Source organism: Candidatus Galacturonatibacter soehngenii, assembly GCF_008830185.1.
Lineage (GTDB): Bacteria > Bacillota > Clostridia > Lachnospirales > Lachnospiraceae > Lachnotalea > Lachnotalea soehngenii.
Genome location: NZ_WAGX01000003.1, coordinates 158,088 through 176,224, shown reverse-complemented (window position 1 = coordinate 176,224; position 18,137 = coordinate 158,088). Strand labels below are relative to the sequence as shown.

The 18,137-nt window shown below is 34.7% G+C and carries 17 protein-coding genes; all 17 read right to left on the bottom strand.

The features are described 5' to 3' along the window. Window positions 1-45: 45 nt before the first annotated feature. Window positions 46-723 carry a TIGR00266 family protein gene (locus F7O84_RS01575; RefSeq protein ID WP_151141097.1) on the bottom strand — a complete coding sequence of 226 codons (678 nt, stop codon included), beginning with the start codon at window positions 721-723 and terminating at the stop codon, window positions 46-48. 65 nt (window positions 724-788) lie between these two features. Continuing rightward, window positions 789-1,532 (bottom strand): Ig-like domain-containing protein, encoded by a 744-nt coding sequence (locus tag F7O84_RS01570; protein WP_151141095.1) that lies wholly within the window; start codon window positions 1,530-1,532, stop codon window positions 789-791. 11 nt (window positions 1,533-1,543) lie between these two features. Beyond that, window positions 1,544-2,920, bottom strand: a complete 1,377-nt coding sequence (locus F7O84_RS01565) for an ABC transporter permease (protein ID WP_151141093.1) — start codon at window positions 2,918-2,920, stop codon at window positions 1,544-1,546. After that, window positions 2,907-4,553 (bottom strand): COG1361 S-layer family protein, encoded by a 1,647-nt coding sequence (locus tag F7O84_RS01560; protein ID WP_151141091.1) that lies wholly within the window; start codon window positions 4,551-4,553, stop codon window positions 2,907-2,909. Before F7O84_RS01560 ends, F7O84_RS01565 begins: the two co-directional genes overlap by 14 nt. After that, window positions 4,550-5,308 carry an ABC transporter ATP-binding protein gene (locus tag F7O84_RS01555; RefSeq protein ID WP_151141089.1) on the bottom strand — a complete coding sequence of 253 codons (759 nt, stop codon included), beginning with the start codon at window positions 5,306-5,308 and terminating at the stop codon, window positions 4,550-4,552. The genes F7O84_RS01560 and F7O84_RS01555 overlap by 4 nt, the downstream gene beginning before the upstream one ends. Window positions 5,309-5,348: 40 nt before the next feature. Further along, complete coding sequence (locus tag F7O84_RS01550) at window positions 5,349-6,383, bottom strand: glycosyltransferase family 2 protein (protein WP_151141087.1); 1,035 nt, start codon at window positions 6,381-6,383, stop codon at window positions 5,349-5,351. A gap of 172 nt (window positions 6,384-6,555) precedes the next feature. Beyond that, window positions 6,556-7,794 (bottom strand): serine hydroxymethyltransferase, encoded by a 1,239-nt coding sequence (gene glyA / locus F7O84_RS01545; protein WP_151141085.1) that lies wholly within the window; start codon window positions 7,792-7,794, stop codon window positions 6,556-6,558. 148 nt (window positions 7,795-7,942) lie between these two features. Beyond that, window positions 7,943-9,145 carry an MFS transporter gene (locus F7O84_RS01540; protein WP_243140781.1) on the bottom strand — a complete coding sequence of 401 codons (1,203 nt, stop codon included), beginning with the start codon at window positions 9,143-9,145 and terminating at the stop codon, window positions 7,943-7,945. Between the two features lies 1 nt (window position 9,146). Further along, entirely contained in the window at window positions 9,147-10,025 is an 879-nt protein-coding gene (locus F7O84_RS01535; RefSeq protein ID WP_151141081.1) for a PRD domain-containing protein, read from the bottom strand. 25 nt (window positions 10,026-10,050) lie between these two features. Continuing rightward, the gene (locus F7O84_RS01530) at window positions 10,051-11,466 is read right to left on the bottom strand and encodes a glycoside hydrolase family 1 protein (protein WP_151141079.1); all 1,416 of its coding nucleotides are present in this window, start codon (window positions 11,464-11,466) and stop codon (window positions 10,051-10,053) included. Window positions 11,467-11,487: 21 nt separating this feature from the next. After that, window positions 11,488-13,362 (bottom strand): beta-glucoside-specific PTS transporter subunit IIABC, encoded by a 1,875-nt coding sequence (locus tag F7O84_RS01525; protein WP_151141077.1) that lies wholly within the window; start codon window positions 13,360-13,362, stop codon window positions 11,488-11,490. Window positions 13,363-13,691: 329 nt separating this feature from the next. Then, the gene (locus F7O84_RS01520) at window positions 13,692-15,146 is read right to left on the bottom strand and encodes an ISLre2 family transposase (protein ID WP_151141076.1); all 1,455 of its coding nucleotides are present in this window, start codon (window positions 15,144-15,146) and stop codon (window positions 13,692-13,694) included. Window positions 15,147-15,381: 235 nt separating this feature from the next. Continuing rightward, window positions 15,382-16,398 (bottom strand): stage V sporulation protein AD, encoded by a 1,017-nt coding sequence (spoVAD, locus tag F7O84_RS01515; RefSeq protein ID WP_151141073.1) that lies wholly within the window; start codon window positions 16,396-16,398, stop codon window positions 15,382-15,384. A gap of 45 nt (window positions 16,399-16,443) precedes the next feature. Beyond that, a complete protein-coding gene (spoVAC, locus tag F7O84_RS01510; protein ID WP_151141071.1) occupies window positions 16,444-16,899 on the bottom strand; it encodes a stage V sporulation protein AC in 456 nt (151 codons plus the stop codon). A 12-nt stretch (window positions 16,900-16,911) separates the two neighbouring features. Then, window positions 16,912-17,328 (bottom strand): stage V sporulation protein AB, encoded by a 417-nt coding sequence (locus tag F7O84_RS01505; RefSeq protein WP_151141069.1) that lies wholly within the window; start codon window positions 17,326-17,328, stop codon window positions 16,912-16,914. Next, window positions 17,318-17,941, bottom strand: a complete 624-nt coding sequence (locus F7O84_RS01500; RefSeq protein WP_151141067.1) for a stage V sporulation protein AA — start codon at window positions 17,939-17,941, stop codon at window positions 17,318-17,320. The genes F7O84_RS01505 and F7O84_RS01500 overlap by 11 nt, the downstream gene beginning before the upstream one ends. Next, window positions 17,934-18,095: a hypothetical protein gene (locus F7O84_RS18910; RefSeq protein WP_192451626.1), complete on the bottom strand. Its 162-nt coding sequence runs from the start codon at window positions 18,093-18,095 to the stop codon at window positions 17,934-17,936. The genes F7O84_RS01500 and F7O84_RS18910 overlap by 8 nt, the downstream gene beginning before the upstream one ends. Window positions 18,096-18,137: the final 42 nt, after the last annotated feature.

Below are 18,137 nucleotides of genomic sequence, written 5' to 3'. Positions count from 1 at the left end.
AAAAAGGAATAACTTATTGTAGCTATATAAGTTATTCCTTTTCATTTATTTTGATGGCATCAATTTTAATATTCTTCCAGCAAATTCATTGAAATTCTGTGTTTGTAACAATACCTTTCCAGGACCAGTAAGTTTTGTTAAGAACAATCCTTCACCTCCAAGAAATATGTTTTTAATTCCCTTCACCGTTTCAATCTCATAATTAACAGATTTATCAAATGCAACTACATTTCCAGTGTCTACTTTAATTACTTCTCCAGGTGCCAATTCCTTTTCAATTAAATCTCCATCAATTTCAAGAAAAACAATACCTTGACCTGACATCTCTTGTAAAATAAATCCCTCTCCTCCAAATAATCCAGCAGATAACTTTTTAGTGAATGTAACTGCCACGTTTACATTTGGCTGAGCACAAAGAAATGCACCCTTTTGGCATATAATTCCATTTCTTTGACTTAAATCAATTGGAACAATTTCCCCTGGTACCGTAGATGCAAATGCAATTGTTACGCCTGATCTTTCGGCTGTGTAAGTAGCCATAAACAATGATTCACCAGCGAACATCCTGCCAATTCCCTTCATCAATCCCCCTCTTAGGTTCGTATCCATGGTAATTCCTTCCGTCATCCACGCCATACCACCTGATTGGGTAAACATTGCCTCTCCAGCTTCCATTGTTACCTCAACTGCTGGCATAGTACTTCCTACTATTTCATATTTCATACTCATTTCCTCCATTTATTAATTTATCTCAATCATAATAGGTAAGGTATAACACACCTTTCTTATTAATAATTAAAATCATACTGTGCAACATAATAGATTTTTTTAATAGAAGTCAAATCGAAGTTTTTAACTAAAACATCTTTTCCAGAAAAAACGAAATCATAAGTAATATATTTTCCTGGGTTTAATTTTACTGGATTACCAGAAGAGTCTTTATTAAGAAAGGCTATATCAATCTCTCTTGGAACAGAATCTTCTGCAATCATTAGCCCTTCATCCGAACCGTCTGGTACTGTTATCGCTAACTTAACCTTTGATATCTTACTGATTCGAAATGGTTTTCTATTATAAATACGTGCAACATAATGTAGTTCTCCATTTTTATAATATACCTTCATTGGATAAAAATGAATATAGCCACTTTCCAAACTTTTAATTGTTGGGGCACCTTGTTTAAATTGGTTGGTCTTTACTTTTACACTACATTTATATGTTTTTTTCCCAACCTTAGCACTGATTTTTACGGTTCCACTTTTTAATCCAGTCACTACTCCTTTAGAAGATACTGTAGCAATTTTACTGTTAGAGGACTTCCAAGTCACCTTTTTCTTTGAAGATATCCCCTTTACTTTTAACTTTAGTGTTTTACCTGTTAAAATAGTAGCATTCGTTTTATTTAACTTGACAGCTGCCTCAACCGTCGTGATAGACGTTGACACGGGTAAGAGTGCAGGTGTAACAAGAGCCATTACTAAACTTATGGTCATAACAAGCGTAATTTTTTTCAAACTCCTTATTATTATCATGTTGTTCTCCTTTATTCATTTCTGATTGCTGCCAATGGACTTAATCTCATTGCTCTAAGAGCAGGAAAGAATCCTGCTATCATACCAACCAAAACTGCAAATATCAAGGCGATAAACGGAAGCCACAAAGGTATATAAGACAAAGTTTGCATATCGCCATATCCATAGGCACCTGAGAGAAATCGATTGATTATAAAAGATATAATATAACTTAATATTAATCCAAAAAATCCTCCGATAAAGCCAATGAAAGCAGCTTCAGTTAAAAACATAGTTCTGATATTTCCTAGTCCGCAACCAAGTACCTTAATAATTCCAATTTCTTTTGTACGTTCATATATCGACATCATCATTGTGTTTGCAATTCCAATGGCCGCTACAAAAAGCGAAACTGCCCCAATGCCTCCAAGCACTGCTTGAATGGATTGATACTGTTTTTGCATGGTCTTTAAGTACTCTGCATTACTGGTAGCTTCAAAACCCATTTCTTTAATTGTTTTTTGTACGGTCATTACATGATTCATATCATCTACTTGAATGTATGCTTGATTATATTCAAATTTTCCTAATGATTTACCACTTTTTGTAGATGGCTGTCCTGGAATCGCCTTCCCACGAAATACTTTTTTTAATTGTGTCTTTATGGCATCAATATCTGCATACGTATTCCATGAGAATTCATTATACTCTTCCAAATCTCCCTCTACCATTGCATTATTATTAATTATATATTTTTTAGGAGATGCCCCCTCGCCATTTTGTGCATTGTAATAAGCTTCTGTATCAAAAATGATGAATAAAGGCTTATTTATTAAATCAACGTCTGGTAATTCTCCCGTATCCCAAAAGCCTTCATCCGTTTTTCGATTATAAAATTCTCCTATTACCTGATTACCAAATATAAACTTAAGCGTATCCCCTTGCTCTGGCAACGTGCCTTCTGAAAGTGGTATATTCATTCTTTTTAATGCTTCGATAGACATTGCAGTTATATTAAGATTCCCTTCATAGATGCCTTGTCTTGCTATTGCTGAAACATTTAATATGGGAGATGCTACCTCTACATGCTCTAATTTACCTATCTCCTCAATAGCCTCATCATCTAGCTTAAGAGTATCGCTAGATTTATCTTTACTCGAACCTTCTCCGTTCTCCACAGATTGGTGACTGGAAGACGAAGATTCACCGCTAAAGGATACATATATCGTAGTCAGCCCTCCAGAAGCTTTGATTTGTTCCAGTGTTGATTTATTGAGCCCGAATCCAAGGGACAACATAACAACAATTGATGCGGTACCAATGATTACACCTAGAACTGTAAGAGCTGTTCGAAGTCTTCTTCTCCACAAATTAGTAACGCTCATTTGTAGTAAATCAAGAAATCTCATTGTCGTCCCCCTCTTTCTGAGGTTCTTCTGCGTCTTCTTCTTCATCAATGGTTTCTGTCTGTTCATAAATACTGTCAATATCAGTATCAGTAAAATCTTCGTCAATTTCCTCTAATAATTCATTTTCAAGCATTTGTTCTTTTTTCTTCTTTTTTAATTTAAAAAATACGATAACGCCTGCTAAAGCTGCAATCACTACTATTACAATGATTATAATCACGAGTGGTGAAGAATCTGATTCTTCCATCATTTCATCCTCCAACCCCACACCGATATCATCTGGCACTTCCATTTGTTGTGCAACATTTAGATTCATCGTTTTCTCAACCGTGGTAGGATTTCCAGCCTCATCTTCATATGTGATTAAAATTTTGATGGTTCCATCATCGCTTGTTGCTGCTTGACCAGTCAACATAGCATCCACATTACCTGTCTCACCCGTTTGTATTTTACCTACGTAAGTGTCACCGCCTGTAACCGAATCTGCCTCAAATTTAACAGCAACATTATACATAGTGGTCTTACCAGTGTTATAGATGCTAAACATTACATTTGATTCCGAACCTACCTCTATACTAGCAGGCATTACCTCTGGATCACTAAGTTCAAATCTTGCTTCTTGCAATACTGGAATTGAAACGTTTGCGTCTGAAGTATACTGATTATATAGTTCATCTTCATACTCCATTTTCACTGAAAGGACATAAGGTTTTTGAGTAAGGCTTGCTTTTGCATTCATTTCAATTGAAATATCCTTCGTTTTACCCTTACCAATATGATCTAAAAATATTGTACTAGAACCTTGTTTTGGTAAAAATGCTTCTGTGACTGCATTTTCATCTGTTCCATCTGTTGCGGCTATTAGATCACATTTCATATTGGATATATCGGTAATATCTGAAGTGTTTTTAATATGCAAGGTTAAGGTAAAATCCTCGCCAGCTCGTACATCGGCAGGAGTTGTCTCAAATCCAGTTACAATTACTCTTGGAACAGATGTAGCATTTGCATTACTGCCCGATCCTCTTTTTCCAATTGCTTTTACATAGGTTGTAATGGTTGCTGTTTCTTCAACCCCCTTAGCATTTGTGAATATGACATTAAAATTAACTTCATAATACCCTGTACTGATATCATCTCTTGCTTTAAACGTATAGGTTACTTCTTGACGTCTCTCCAATGGATCACTATTATAGTTTGTTCCTAATAGCTCTGTTAATTGAACCGTATAACCTGTCTTTTCAATCTCAAAAGGAAAGGTGGCTGTATCAGTTGATATAACTGGACTTATCATAACATCAGTTATATCGTATTTATCCATATTAGCTATAGGAAGTACAATGTTAACTTTTTGTCCATAAGTTACTGTTGGAATCACCCAATTATCGCAAAGCATAATTTTAGAATTTATTTCTTTTGTATTTTCTTCTGATTCCTCTTCTGATTCTTCTTCCGATTCCTTCTTGGTATCATCCGTATCATCTTCGTCAACATCTGAAGTTTTTGTACTAGAACCACTATTAATATCTTCCTCAATTGATCCAGATGTATTTGATTCTGTTGCATGAACTGCTATCGGAGATAACAATAAACAACACATTAACATTACAACTATTTTACCAAACCTTCTCATCCCTTTTGTTCCTCCAAACGTTTCGTTTTTTCCTCAATCTTAACTATTTTCCCATCTCGAATATGAAAAATGCGATCTGCAAAGCTTGCTAAATGATTATCATGTGTTACCATAACTAATGTTTTGTTTTGCTCTCTTACTATTTTTTTCATTAGTTGCATAACTTCTGCTGATGTATTTGAATCTAGATTACCCGTAGGCTCATCTGCAAAAATAATTTCTGGTTCTACCACCAACGCTCTTGCTACTCCAACTCTTTGCTGTTGTCCTCCAGACATTTGCATTGGTTTATGTTTTTTGTGCTCCGTAAGACCAACTAAATCAAGCATCTCATTTGCTTTTTTTAATCTGAATTTTTTATCGGTTCCTCTAAAAGTAAGAGGAAGGGCTACATTTTCTTCTGCATTCATAGTAGGTAATAAGTTAAATGACTGAAATATAAATCCAACTCTTTCTCTTCTAAACTTTACCAACTGATTTTCATTTAGATGTTCAATGTGTCTGCCTGCAATTACAACCTGTCCTTTTGTAGGTTTTTCAAGGCCAGCTAACATATTAAGAAGCGTGGATTTACCGGAACCTGATGTTCCAACAATGGAACAAAACTCTCCTCTATAAATATTTAAATCAACCCCGTTTAGGGCAAACACTTTGTTTTGACCAATGGAATAAACCTTATATAAATTTCTAACCTGAATCACTGGCTGCTTTGTCTGATTTTTCTTTTGTGGCTTTTTTTTCTGTTTCGTCTCCAATACTCCTCCTCCTTTGCTTTACCTGATTCCCCCCTGGTTTTTACGCATCTGGACTTTTAGGAAGCTCCCATTTTGAAAAAAGCCTATTATACTCTTCTTCTAATTCTTTGTTACCCAGAAGTTGATATATATTTGCCAACTGTTTTAATGGATAGTCTCCTGCATAATGGATATTTAATTCACACTCTGTTTCAAAAGCAGCATTATAATACCAAATTGCTGCCTCCACATAGTCTTGTTCTTCAAAAAAATATTCTCCTAATTCAAAGCAAACCTCTGCACTTGGCTTATTGTCTGCAAAGTTTTTTAAGCTATTTTTTAATAAAAGATTATGGTCTTTCATTAATCTGGCACATTTGGTCAGAACACATTGTGCAGCTTTTATTTCATCCAAACCTCTTGTTTCGTTTTCAATAGCATTTTGAAAATATTGCTTTGCCTCTAAAAAATCTTTATCTTCGCCTGCAATAAATAATTCCTTTGCATACATAATAAATAATTTTTTTGAAAGTCTAATATTACTTTGTATCACCTTTTGAATCTGCTTAAAATCACGATTCGCATGTGACATAACAGGCATATGAATAATCTCAATATCACTATTATAAATAACTGGTTCTAGGTTCACCGTCTCATGAATTGGATTAATCCACATAAATTCCCTTACTCTTTTAAATAGTTTGGGTCTGTATTCGGTTTCATAGTTATATGTAGTTCCATATTGAAGTTGATTGGTATACTTCATTTGTACTATTTCAACTTCTGGAAGCATTGCTTTCTTTAATTTAACAAAACGTTCTATATTTGTATCATCAATGACTTCATCCGCATCTGCAGTATAAATGTAGTCTTTTGAAGCCTTTGAAAAAGAATAATTTCTGGCATGCGAAAAATCATTCTGCCATTCATAGTTATATACCTTGTCGGTATATTTTAATGCTATTTGCTTTGTTTTGTCACTTGATCCTGTATCAATAATGATGAATTCATCTGCTATTGGCTTTAATGACTTTAAGCATCTTTCCAAAACCTTTTCTTCATTTTTTACGATCATACATACACTGATTGTTATCATTGGTATTCCCCTGTCTTATACTGTGTTTCTTTCTTTAAAACCACACATATTCCACTTCCCATTGTATCAAGCCTGTACAAACAACAACAGAAAGTTCGCAATGCAAACTTTCTATTATCATGACAAGTGAAGCGGCATGCCGCTTCACTTGTTTGTGAGCACTTGTCATGTATTATACTAAAGGATATTTATCCGTCAATCCTTTTATCAACGCTTTTGCTTTTGAAGCATTAGCTTGTCCATCTTCAATCATAAGTGCAATCGCTTCGGCAATCACATCCATATCCTCTGTCTTTAAACCTCTTGAAGTAACCGCAGGTGTTCCTAACCGAATACCGCTAGTTACAAATGGAGACTGTGGGTCGTTTGGAATTGTATTCTTGTTACAAGTTATGTTCGCCAAATCCAGTACCTTTTCAGCTTCTTTTCCTGTTAACTGTGTATTTGTTAAATCTACGAGCATCAAATGATTATCTGTTCCACCAGAAACTATTTTAATTCCTCTTTTCATCAATCCATTTGCCAACGCTTGCGCATTATCAATAATACCTTGCTGATATACTTTAAAGCTATCTTCTAATGCTTCTTTAAAGCACACTGCTTTAGCTGCAATTACATGCATAAGTGGTCCACCCTGGATTCCTGGAAAAATTGCTTTATTAAAGTTAAACTGCTTTGCTGCTTCTTCATTGGCAAGAATCAGACCACCTCTTGGACCTCTTAATGTTTTGTGAGTTGTAGTCGTAACCACATGTGCATATGGAATTGGGCTTGGATGTAAGCCTGCTGCTACCAATCCAGCAATATGAGCCATATCTACCATTAAATAAGCTCCAACTTCATCTGCTACTTCTCTAAATTTCTTAAAATCTATCGTTCTAGCATAAGCACTTGCTCCTGCAATAATCATTTTTGGTTTTGATTCTAATGCAATCTCTCTTAATTTATCATAATCGATGAAACCTTCATCATTTACACCATATGGGATAATGTTATAGTAGCTTCCTGACATATTAACTGGACTTCCATGTGTCAAGTGCCCACCATGATTTAAATTCATTCCCATCACAGTATCACCTGGTTTTAACATTGCAAAAAATACTGCCATATTCGCTTGCGCACCAGAATGTGCCTGCACATTGGCATAGTCGCATCCAAATAATTCTTTCGCCCTTTCTATGGCAAGATTTTCAACCTCATCTACACATTCACAACCACCATAATAACGTTTACCTGGATAACCTTCTGCATATTTATTCGTTAACGGACTTCCCATAGCCGCCATAACTGCCTTACTAACCCAGTTTTCTGATGCAATTAATTCAATATGGCTATTTTGTCTCTCCATCTCTGCATTGATTGCATTTGCTACTTCTGCATCCACATTTTTTATTTCATCGAAAGAATACATTTCTTTACCTCCTAAGATTTAACGTTAAGAATAATTATACTCTATAACTTAGCTCTTGACAACGAAAAGTTCCCCTATCGATTCCAAATAAGGAAAAGCCAAGACCTTATATCCATCATAAATTGGATTTAAGACCTTGGCATTTCATTTATTCATGTGGAATACAATTTTTTTGCCTATTATCTTGCATCGAGAACCTGCCAGCAAGTATATAATAGATTATACTAAGTATGCAACCTAATACTGCAATCAAGGCTAGCATAAGATAACCAGTCTGCATATCATAACGCTCTACCATTTCACCTGTTAAAATCGGAAAAAAAGTCATGCCTAGTGCATAAAAAGCTTGATAAAATCCCATAGCAGTTGACTTTTTATTTTGTGGAACTTCTTTCATCGCTTCTGATGTTGCATAGGAAAAAAGGATACCTGTCGATAATCCTGGTAATATTTGCAAAAGAAGAATCAAAGGAATAGCTGACAATCTTGGAACTAAAATACAATAAATTGTTACACTAATTAAAACAATTGGAATCCAGAAATTTGGTCCTTTCTTTCTACAGCATTTCGTGGAGGCAAATCCTGAGAAACATACTGACGAAATCATATATATAATAGAAGCAACTCCTACTGAAATTGAGGTGGCACCTAACTCCTTTAATATTGTAGAGGTAAATGACATTGTAGTTGTCAATTGAATTCCTTGCTGAATCAATGCAATGAGTGAAAATACTAATATTCTTTTACCTCTACATACCTTGAGCAGACTTTTTAATGGTACTCTAGGAAAATCTGTTTTTTCCTCTTTTATCTGTAGACCAAGGATTCCCGCAACCATGCCTGATAAAAAACTTAATATACAGATAACTCTCATACCAACAAGTTCATATATCAATGTACTCGTGATGAATCCAATCAAAATCCCTGCATTGTTAAACAGAACAATCCTACACGTAGCAGCTTGTTGCTCTTCTTTTATAAAACTTTGTGTATAAAAAACCATAAAGGATATCCACATTGCAGATGCGAAACCAGATAGCAGATTGCCAAATAAAAAGCCGTTGCCACTAGGTAGAAAGATTCGAACTAAGGATGCGCCTCCCGAAGCAAAACATCCTATTATAATGAAGGGCTTATGTATACCTATCTTATCTGCCAGCACTCCTACAGGCAGACGAAATACTAATTGGGATATCCCGTAGGCTCCAATTATAGCACCGACAAAATTACTCGTAATATTAAAAGAAGTTAAGTATGTTGTTTGAAATGGTATGTAAACATATTGTGCAAACCAAAATAGCACAACCATTATCAAAAAACTTAGCTCCTTTGCTTTATTCAATTTTTTCAACCTAACTCCCATCTGTCTCAAACTTTCTTTTTGTTTCTTGCTTATTTTCTTCTAACACCCTGTGTATGTGAATGATAAGATATAATTCCTCTGAGGACGTCAAAGTATTTTTGAACTTCTCAAAAATGTATTTTTCAATTTTCTTAACACAAGCATGTTCCTTCGTACAGTTAGGAACAATTGTTTCATATAAAAAGTCATTTTGCTCCTCTGGTAACTGACAATTGGTAAGCAGTCTTTGCACAAAAAGTCTTAGGTGGGTAGTAAATCTGGAATAAGAGATACTTTCTTCATTATAATTCAAAACAAAGTTATATTTAACGATATCCAAGATATCCTTAACCGTCTCCGTAATAATGCGATTATTTGCATTATACGGATTATTATGTTGTGCATTAATAAAATGAAATGCAATATTTCCTGCCTCATCTACAGGTAATTTAAGACCAAGCCTTTCCTTAATTAATTGCAAGGCAAATACACCCACCTGATATTCATTTGGACTAAATTTTTTCATCTCTGATAAATAAAAATTTTCTAAAACAATCCCTTTTTCTATACGTTTTACTACAAATGCCAAATGATCTGTCAATGAAAGATAAATATGTTCCATTAACTCCATTTGATAATTCTCAACACCATAGTCAATAATTGTTTTTGCTAATTCAAAAAATGTACTGTCTATTTCAGATGCTAGCCGAATCACATTCTTTGAAAGGTCTTTATCCTTCATGACAAAGACCTTCTCAATTTCTTCCTTACGAAATTGATATCCGATTGCTTTATTAAATCCGATTCCCTTTCCCATGAGAATTATCTCATGGCCAGAATCATCTAAAGCTAGAACCAAAGAATTATTTAACACCTTTACAACACGCATTTCAACACCCCAAGCTTTCTATGCTTTATAAAGATTCTCCGTTCGTTTCAATGACTTTTTGATACCAGTAATAGCTATCCTTCTTAATTCTTTCTAACTCTTTTATATCATGATCCTCTCGATTGATATATATAAATCCGTATCGCTTTTTAAAGCCTTGATGAGAACTTAGTAAGTCCATTACAGACCATGGAGAATACCCCATTAATTCAACACCATCCTCTATTGCAAGAGCGCATGCTTCAATATGCCCTTTTAGATATTCAATACGATAATCATCATGCACTTTTTTATCTTCTGTTAATACATCCGCACATCCTAACCCATTCTCCGTTATAATAAGTGGAAGTCGATAGCGTTGGTAATATTCATTTAAAACAATTCGAAGCCCCATAGGATCAATCTGTGCACCATATTCACTTGCATTTAGATATGGATTTTTCTCATCTCTAAAATAACCATATTGATCAAAATCCACTTCATTGCCTCGAAAGGCGCGACTTCCTACCGGATGTTTTTCATCAGCTGGAAGATAGGTTGCGCTAAGAGTTCTATAATAATTTAAAGCAATATAATCCATTTTAGCAGACTTTAGTATGTCTTTGTCTGCCTCTTCCATTACAGGAACGATATTTCTCTCTTTTAGATATCTCATATAATATCCAGGGTATTCTCCTGTAAAATGAATGTCAAGACAATAATTTGTTTTAAACCAATCATTCATCTTTGCTGCCCAAACATCCTCTGGCTTATTGGTATGCGGATACGTACATGTAGATGATACCGCAGGTCCAATTTTACCATCCTCTACCAAATCGTGACAAGCCTTTACTGCCAATGCATGTGCTAAGAACATATGGTAGTCCATTTGCGCTCTTATTTTGTCTGCTTTCCAAGCATCTGATTCATTAATGTTCATACGTTCGTCAACGCGAATCATAAGATTTTGTTCATTATGCACTTGCCAATATTTTACTCGATCTCCATATGCCTCAAAACAGATTTTAGCATATCGTTCAAATGCAAACGCACATTCTCTAGACTCCCAACCATTGTATTTTTCAACCAATGCATAAGGTAAATCAAAATGATATAACGTTATAAATGGTATAATATCATGCTCTAGCAGACAATTAATTACATCATCATAAAATTCGAGTCCTTTTTTATTTATCTTGCCATCACCATCTGGTATAATTCTTGCCCATGAAATAGAGAATCTATATATTTTCAAACCAAGTTCTTTCATTAAAGCAATATCCTCTTTATAACGGTGATAAAAATCGCTAGCCACCTTACTGTCTGCTTGTAAATGTGAGCGTTTAAAGGAATTATAATCTGCTACCGTTTGTCCCTTTCCATCTTCATCCCAAGCACCTTCTATTTGGAAAGCTGACGAAGAAGCTCCCCATAAAAAATTTTCTGGAAATTTCTTGTTCATTTGTAACTCCTTTCTGATCTATTACTTTTTAATCATTATAATCTCTGTATTATTGTCGACAAATGCACCACTTTGGCCAGCAACTTTTGAATAGTCATTTGTATTACTAACAATTACAAGTACAACTGTATCAAAACCTGCTCCTTCTATTTTCTCTTTGTCAAAAGCAAGAAGCTTGGTTCCTTTTTTTACATGAGCTCCTTCTTCTACAAATTTTTCAAAATATTTTCCTTCCAGATTGACGGTATCAATACCTACATGAATAATTAATTCAACGCCACTATCCAACTTTAATCCTAATGCATGAAGAGTTGGGTATACCATTAATACGGTACAATCTTCTGGTGCTACAATTTCACCATTTTTAGGTACGATACCAATCCCTTTTCCAAGTGCTTCTGAAGAAAACACCTCATCCTTTACTAAATCTAAAGGGATTGCATTTCCACCTACTGGAGATGCAACTGTAATATCTGGATCTTTTATTTCTTCATTTTTATGGTTTGATTCTTCTTTATCTTTTACTTTGCTAGCTCCTAGGTCATCAAATCCTACAAAATAAGTTAGAATTGCGGCTCCAAAAAAAGCTACACCAATACCTACTAAATAGAAAATGAATTTTGTCAATCCAAAAGCTGCATAGGTAGCTAACGTAAGAACACCATTATTTGCAAAGGCATCACCGTATACACCGCCTGCCCCCATAATTGCCCCACCAATGGCTCCGCAGATAATGGCACATACCATAGGCTTTTTTAATCTTAAGTTACATCCATAAATTGCTGGTTCTGTTATACCACAAATTGCTGCTGAGATGGTAGAGGATGCCGCCACCGTTTTTAAATTTCTATCACGTGTCTTTAACATCACACCAAGTGCTGCTCCACCTTGTGAAAAGTTAGCTGCTCCTGCAAAAGCGAGAAGATTTTGATGCCCATATTGTGCTACATCATTAATACCAATTGGAAGAAGCGCTCGATGTGCACCAAACACAACAAATACACACCACATACCACCAACAAAAGCACCACAAAGAATTGGACTGATATTCATCATTCCAGTATATAAAAAGTTAATTGCATTACCAATATAAATACCAATTGGTCCAAACACCATAAATGTTGCAGGTACCATAACAAACAGCGAAATACCTGGTACTAATATGATTTTAAGTACTTCTGGGATTACTTTTTCTAAAAACTTCTGAACATATGACAAAATAAATACACCAATTACAATGGGAATAACAGAGGATGCATAGTTTGCTTTTGTTATTGTTACTCCAAACATGCTAACTGCCTCTTCCCCAGTCATTAAGGTTACAATCGCAGGATAGCACATAGTACCTCCAAGTGCCATTGCAATAAATTCATTCGCTTTAAATACTTTAGCACTTGTATAGGCAAGAATTAAAGGCATAAAATAAAAGATTGCATCTGTTGCAGCAAGCAATAGAATGTAGGTTTGATTGGTCGTGATGTCTCCACCATTGTTTGCAACAATAATTTTTGCTATTGTTAAAAAACCTTTCATTAGACCTGAAGCTGCAATTGCAGGTACCATCGGCGTAAACATAGTAGAAATCGCAATCAAGATACGATTCCAAATATTACCCTTTTCTTCTGATTCTGTATTAATTTCCGATCCTTCTAAGTTCACCATCGGAAGTATTGCATCAAAGACTCTCGTTACTTTGCTACCTAAAACTACTTGTAATTGACCCCCACTTTCTACAACGGAGATTACTCCTTCAATTTGTTCTAATACTACCTTATTCACTTTTTTAGAATCTTTTAATACAAAACGCAATCTCGTAAAGCAATGAGTGAGCCCTTTTACATTAGAAGCTCCGCCTACATGATTCAAAATATCTTTTGCTATTTTATTATAATCCATAACTTCATTCCTCTCTTTTATATTTCATTTATTCTAATGGCCAGTTAGAAATAAACACAAAAAAAGATCTAACTAAAACGCTATCTATGTATCGAAAGACATACTTTCTCTACTAACGTTCTAATCCGATCTTGCCTGCATTACCAGTAACACGTCATCTTACTAAGTTGTATTCAACTACTAGTATAATATCACACTGCTTAACAAAAGGCAATATGTATTTTATTATTTGATAGTGTAAATTTACAGTAGGATTTTAATAGACAGACTTGCCCCTGATGTGTTTCCGATTTTTTGACTGTCCTTATTTTATTCTATTTTTCTCTTCTTTACAATCCCCAAATATGATTCTTTAATGCTGCGATTTTCTTTATCTGTGTATAAGGAATACTATAAACGGGTATATCTGCAAGGTTTCCCAGTCGTTTTCGATTTGCACGTTCCATCTGAAACATTTGATTACTGTTGTATATTACCTCTTCACAACCCACTGCCTGCGCAAACTCTTGCTTTTGATATCTCACTAATTCCAATATGTCTGCTTTATTGCTTTTATAAATCCTTAATCTTGACATTTTATCAGCACCAGTTTTGCTCCAGCCCAATGGCCTCGAACTCATCCTATCTGCTAATATATGACTGATATGACCTTCCGCGCTGCATTCTACTTCCTTGTTTTTATCTCTTACCCACTGCATGATTCCAGACCAGTTTCCTAGAATATATTCTCTGGCTGCCATGACTGTCTTTTGTTTTGAGCCTTTTTCTGTAACATTTAAAATCTTTTCAAAGGTTTTTTCTGCAAGCCATTTCTTTTCTCCATAGATTGCTTTATAGATTTCTCTTCGTGCATCCTCTACAGAATCTAAAAGATGAGAAGTTGCTCCTATGATATATTTATGCATATGAAAACGATCAAGGACAAACTTTGCTTTATGAATCAGTTTCTGACCACTTTTAATCCAAGCAGCTCCATCTCCATTAATATAGATTTTTTCCAGATATTCTATATCATACGAGTTTTCGATATATTCATACACTTCACCCCAAAGCCTTGTGATTTCAGCACTTCCTTCATAGATTCCTCCAAAATGAGCCTTTCCTATTAATTCATTTCGACCATTATCGTTTGTAATACCTTCATAAACATAAACAAGCCTTGGCATAATTGTATTACTTCTTGGTTTCTTTATATCTCCTTTTTTATCAAGATACTGCAAGGATACGTGGTCTTCGTCAGCATCAATATATAAATATTTCACTTGTTTTTTCTCTTGTAGTGGCTTTATTTTTGGAAATTCAAGGGAATGTATTTTGTTCATAACAGTTTCTTTGCTGACTTGCGTTTCACTAATGGATACTCTCTCTCCACCTTTTCGATAGCTGCTGTCTACAGCCTCATTGAGCATTTGGGCAACTGCATCTTCTGTTAATCTGGTATGGGGATCCAGCTGCATCACTTTATCCAATAGATAGGCATACGTTTTCTCCTTGGGATGATAAAACAACGTCTTGTGGTAAGTTACTTCTCCAAGAGAAGTAACTAGTGATGTTTGATCTCTTTTCACAATCTGCCAGCCTCGACGAATGTGTTTATTTCTCCTAAGCATTTCATCATAGGATTCCCATTCTTCAGCAATCATTGATAGACCAAGATCAACAACACTTTTTGTAACGCCCTGAACCATTTCCGCTATCTTTTTCATATCTGTTGAATAATCTACAAATATATTTTCTAACTTTTTTACCCCTTCTGACTGAAACTGTTGTATACTTTTAATCATAGAAAGCACCTCTTTCTGAATTAGATTTTTGTTTGGTCACTTAAATCCTAACACAGAATCGTGCTTTCTTTTTATATCTATTTCATTTTCCTACAAAAACTTTACACTAGCTTATTATTTTACTACTATTATATGAACTATAAATCTGCTTATTATTTTAGCCTAATTATTTTATTAAACGTATATGTAATGTTATGGAGTGAAATTACTCCAATCCATAACAACTAGCAATCTATTATTTGTCACAACTTTCAATTACAACTGCGTGCGCGATTCCCGGAACACTTTGTCCTTCGTTAAAACTTACCGTAGACAATAAAGCACCAGTTGGTACAAACAACATTTTTTTAATATTTCCCTTTTCCATTTCCTTTAATAGATATGCACTTAATGTAGTTGCTGAACAACCACAACCACTTCCGCCTGCATGCGTATCTTGTGTATTTTGATCAAATATTACTTTACCACAATCCATGTGTTGGTTTGTAATATCAAAACCCTTTTTCTTTAATAAATCAATTAAAATATCACTACCAACATACCCCAAATCTCCTGTTACAATTTTATCGTAATCCGTTGGTTGTAAGTTAAAATCCATAAAATTTTGGTATATGGTATCACAGGCGGCTGGCGCCATTGCAGCTCCCATATTCATAGAATCTTTTACTCCAAAGTCTACGATTTTACCAGTTGTGATACCAGTTATCCTAAATTGACTTTTTTGATTGCTTACCACAAAGGCAGCACTACCAGTAACTGTCCAAGAAGCGGATAATGGTCTTTGATTTCCATATTCAAGTGGATATCGAAACTGTTTTTCTGCACTTGCAAAGTGACTTGATGTAACGGCCAAAGCATAATCTGCATATCCAGCCGACACAGCCATTGCAGCTAAAGACAGCGATTCTCCTGCAGTTGAGCATGCTCCAAATAAACCAAACAAGGGAATGTCTAAGTCCAATAAACCAAAGGAAGTTGCAATATTTTGTCCTAGTAGATCACCTGCAAAAATATACCGTATTTGCTCCTTTGTCAGCTTCGCATTGTTAATCGCCCAGGTAGCAGCATTTTTTTGCATGGCACTTTCTGCTTCTTCCCACGTTTCTTCACCAAATAAGTCATCATCTCCTACCACATCAAAAAGGGCCCCAAGAGGACCTTCCCCTTCCTTTTTTCCCACAATATTTGCAGTTGCTAATATATAGGGTGGGTTCTCAAATTGAATACTTTGCTTACCAAGAATCCCTGACATAATTCACGATCCTTTCTATCTTTTTCATTTTTTTGATAACATAAATTAGATAAGACCTAGTACTTTTATAATATAATAAATTAACCCAATGAGGGCTGTTGTACTTATTCCATATAAAATGACTGGTCCTGCAATTGTAAATATCTTACAGCCGATTCCAAATACTTGTCCTTCTTTTTTAAATTCAATAGCAGGAGAAGCCACCGAATTGGCAAATCCTGTAATTGGGACTAATGCACCAGCACCTCCAAATTTTGCTATCTTAGGGAATATATTCAATCCAGTAAGTACCACACTTAATAATATTAAAATGAGTGTAGTCCAAGATCCTGCTGTTTTTTCATCTAGTTGATTTGACATGCAAAAATTCATAATAGCTTGACCAATTGTACAGATAATACCACCTGTAACAAAAGCTTTTATCATATTAACGGGTAAGCTATGAGTAGGTGTCACTTGTTTCACATATTCGTTATACTCTTTTTTTTGATCTTCATTCATCTGTTATCTCCTCTACCATCCACTAAAAAATTGAAACCATGATCCAATTATCTTTCCTAATGCAATCGAAATAATAATAAATCTTAGTCCGCTTGTGACTTTGATTCTTCGAGTGAAAATCGGAATAACATTTAGTATCTCGGCAAGTGCCATTACCATGCATCCAACAAAAATCCCTGAAAAAAGTCCAAAAACTATAAGAGCTATAATTCTTCCTGGAATTTTAATCTGATAAAGAAAAATAACATTACCTAAAATACCACCTATTATTGCACAGTTTTCATACCACAAAACATGTTTTGCCGTATGTGTTCGATCTGCAAATCTTGGAACAATACCAATACCTGCAATTGCTGCAAACGTTCCAGCTGAAACTGCAACGCCACTTCCTATTCCTACAATTAGCAAGAACAGTTGTCTAATTAACATCAATACTTTTTTCCTCTCTGGTATAATTCTTGATTAAGGCAGTGTTTACATCCTCCTCATAAATTCTCATTTCTACTTGTATTGGTGTAGGATCTGTCGTTAAACGCTTGCCTCCAATGTGGTTATAAAAAACTAAAATTCCGACTCCAAGACCAATCGAATAGCTCATTTCTAATACGGTAAAGCCAGAGGATTCTTCCTCCATGACCACCTGATACAATTGTCCAAATAACTCTGCAATTCCCACATCGTTATTAAAAGTCATTATAGTAAAAGCGGCACCTATAAACACAATAAAACAAACAAATATTATTTTCATGTACTCAAATACTAGATTTTGTTTTTTGTTCACATATTCTAAAACAAAGTCACATTCTCCAATATTATCGATTTCTAAATCAGGAAACTGTTTATGAATTACTTCAATTACTTTTAGAATTGAAACAACATATTTATATTCTTTTTTCGAATCAAGTTGAAGGATGCATAGTTCATTTACCTTATTTTTAATAGAAGAATTCACACATTCTATCTTGGCGATATCTTTGAGTTTAATGATCCTAGTCTCAACCTTAACACTTTTTTCGACTTTTAAATACAAAATATCACTCATAAGCCATTCCAACTTCCCACGTCTGATTTTTAACTAACGTTCCATCTGTTATCGTTGTCTCGTTATTTAAAAAATATACGTAGTAAACTGAAATTGCTATCAGTGATATTATTAATGTACAAATCAACCACTTTCTTAATTTTTCTCTTTCCATGAAATCACTTCCCTTACTATGTTTACCATTAGTATTTCAACG

Bases quoted from the DNA above. Each gene is read 5' to 3' on its own strand.
- F7O84_RS01575 (WP_151141097.1), bottom strand. From the start codon at position 723: ATGAAATATGAAATAGTAGGAAGTACTATGCCAGCAGTTGAGGTAACA.
- F7O84_RS01570 (WP_151141095.1), bottom strand. From the start codon at position 1,532: ATGATAATAATAAGGAGTTTGAAAAAAATTACGCTTGTTATGACCATA.
- F7O84_RS01565 (WP_151141093.1), bottom strand. From the start codon at position 2,920: ATGAGATTTCTTGATTTACTACAAATGAGCGTTACTAATTTGTGGAGA.
- F7O84_RS01560 (WP_151141091.1), bottom strand. From the start codon at position 4,553: ATGAGAAGGTTTGGTAAAATAGTTGTAATGTTAATGTGTTGTTTATTG.
- F7O84_RS01550 (WP_151141087.1), bottom strand. From the start codon at position 6,383: ATGATAACAATCAGTGTATGTATGATCGTAAAAAATGAAGAAAAGGTT.
- glyA (WP_151141085.1), bottom strand. From the start codon at position 7,794: ATGTATTCTTTCGATGAAATAAAAAATGTGGATGCAGAAGTAGCAAAT.
- F7O84_RS01535 (WP_151141081.1), bottom strand. From the start codon at position 10,025: ATGCGTGTTGTAAAGGTGTTAAATAATTCTTTGGTTCTAGCTTTAGAT.
- F7O84_RS01530 (WP_151141079.1), bottom strand. From the start codon at position 11,466: ATGAACAAGAAATTTCCAGAAAATTTTTTATGGGGAGCTTCTTCGTCA.
- F7O84_RS01525 (WP_151141077.1), bottom strand. From the start codon at position 13,362: ATGGATTATAATAAAATAGCAAAAGATATTTTGAATCATGTAGGCGGA.
- F7O84_RS01520 (WP_151141076.1), bottom strand. From the start codon at position 15,146: ATGATTAAAAGTATACAACAGTTTCAGTCAGAAGGGGTAAAAAAGTTA.
- spoVAD (WP_151141073.1), bottom strand. From the start codon at position 16,398: ATGTCAGGGATTCTTGGTAAGCAAAGTATTCAATTTGAGAACCCACCC.
- spoVAC (WP_151141071.1), bottom strand. From the start codon at position 16,899: ATGAATGAAGATCAAAAAAAAGAGTATAACGAATATGTGAAACAAGTG.
- F7O84_RS01505 (WP_151141069.1), bottom strand. From the start codon at position 17,328: ATGTTAATTAGACAACTGTTCTTGCTAATTGTAGGAATAGGAAGTGGC.
- F7O84_RS01500 (WP_151141067.1), bottom strand. From the start codon at position 17,941: ATGAGTGATATTTTGTATTTAAAAGTCGAAAAAAGTGTTAAGGTTGAG.
- F7O84_RS18910 (WP_192451626.1), bottom strand. From the start codon at position 18,095: ATGGAAAGAGAAAAATTAAGAAAGTGGTTGATTTGTACATTAATAATA.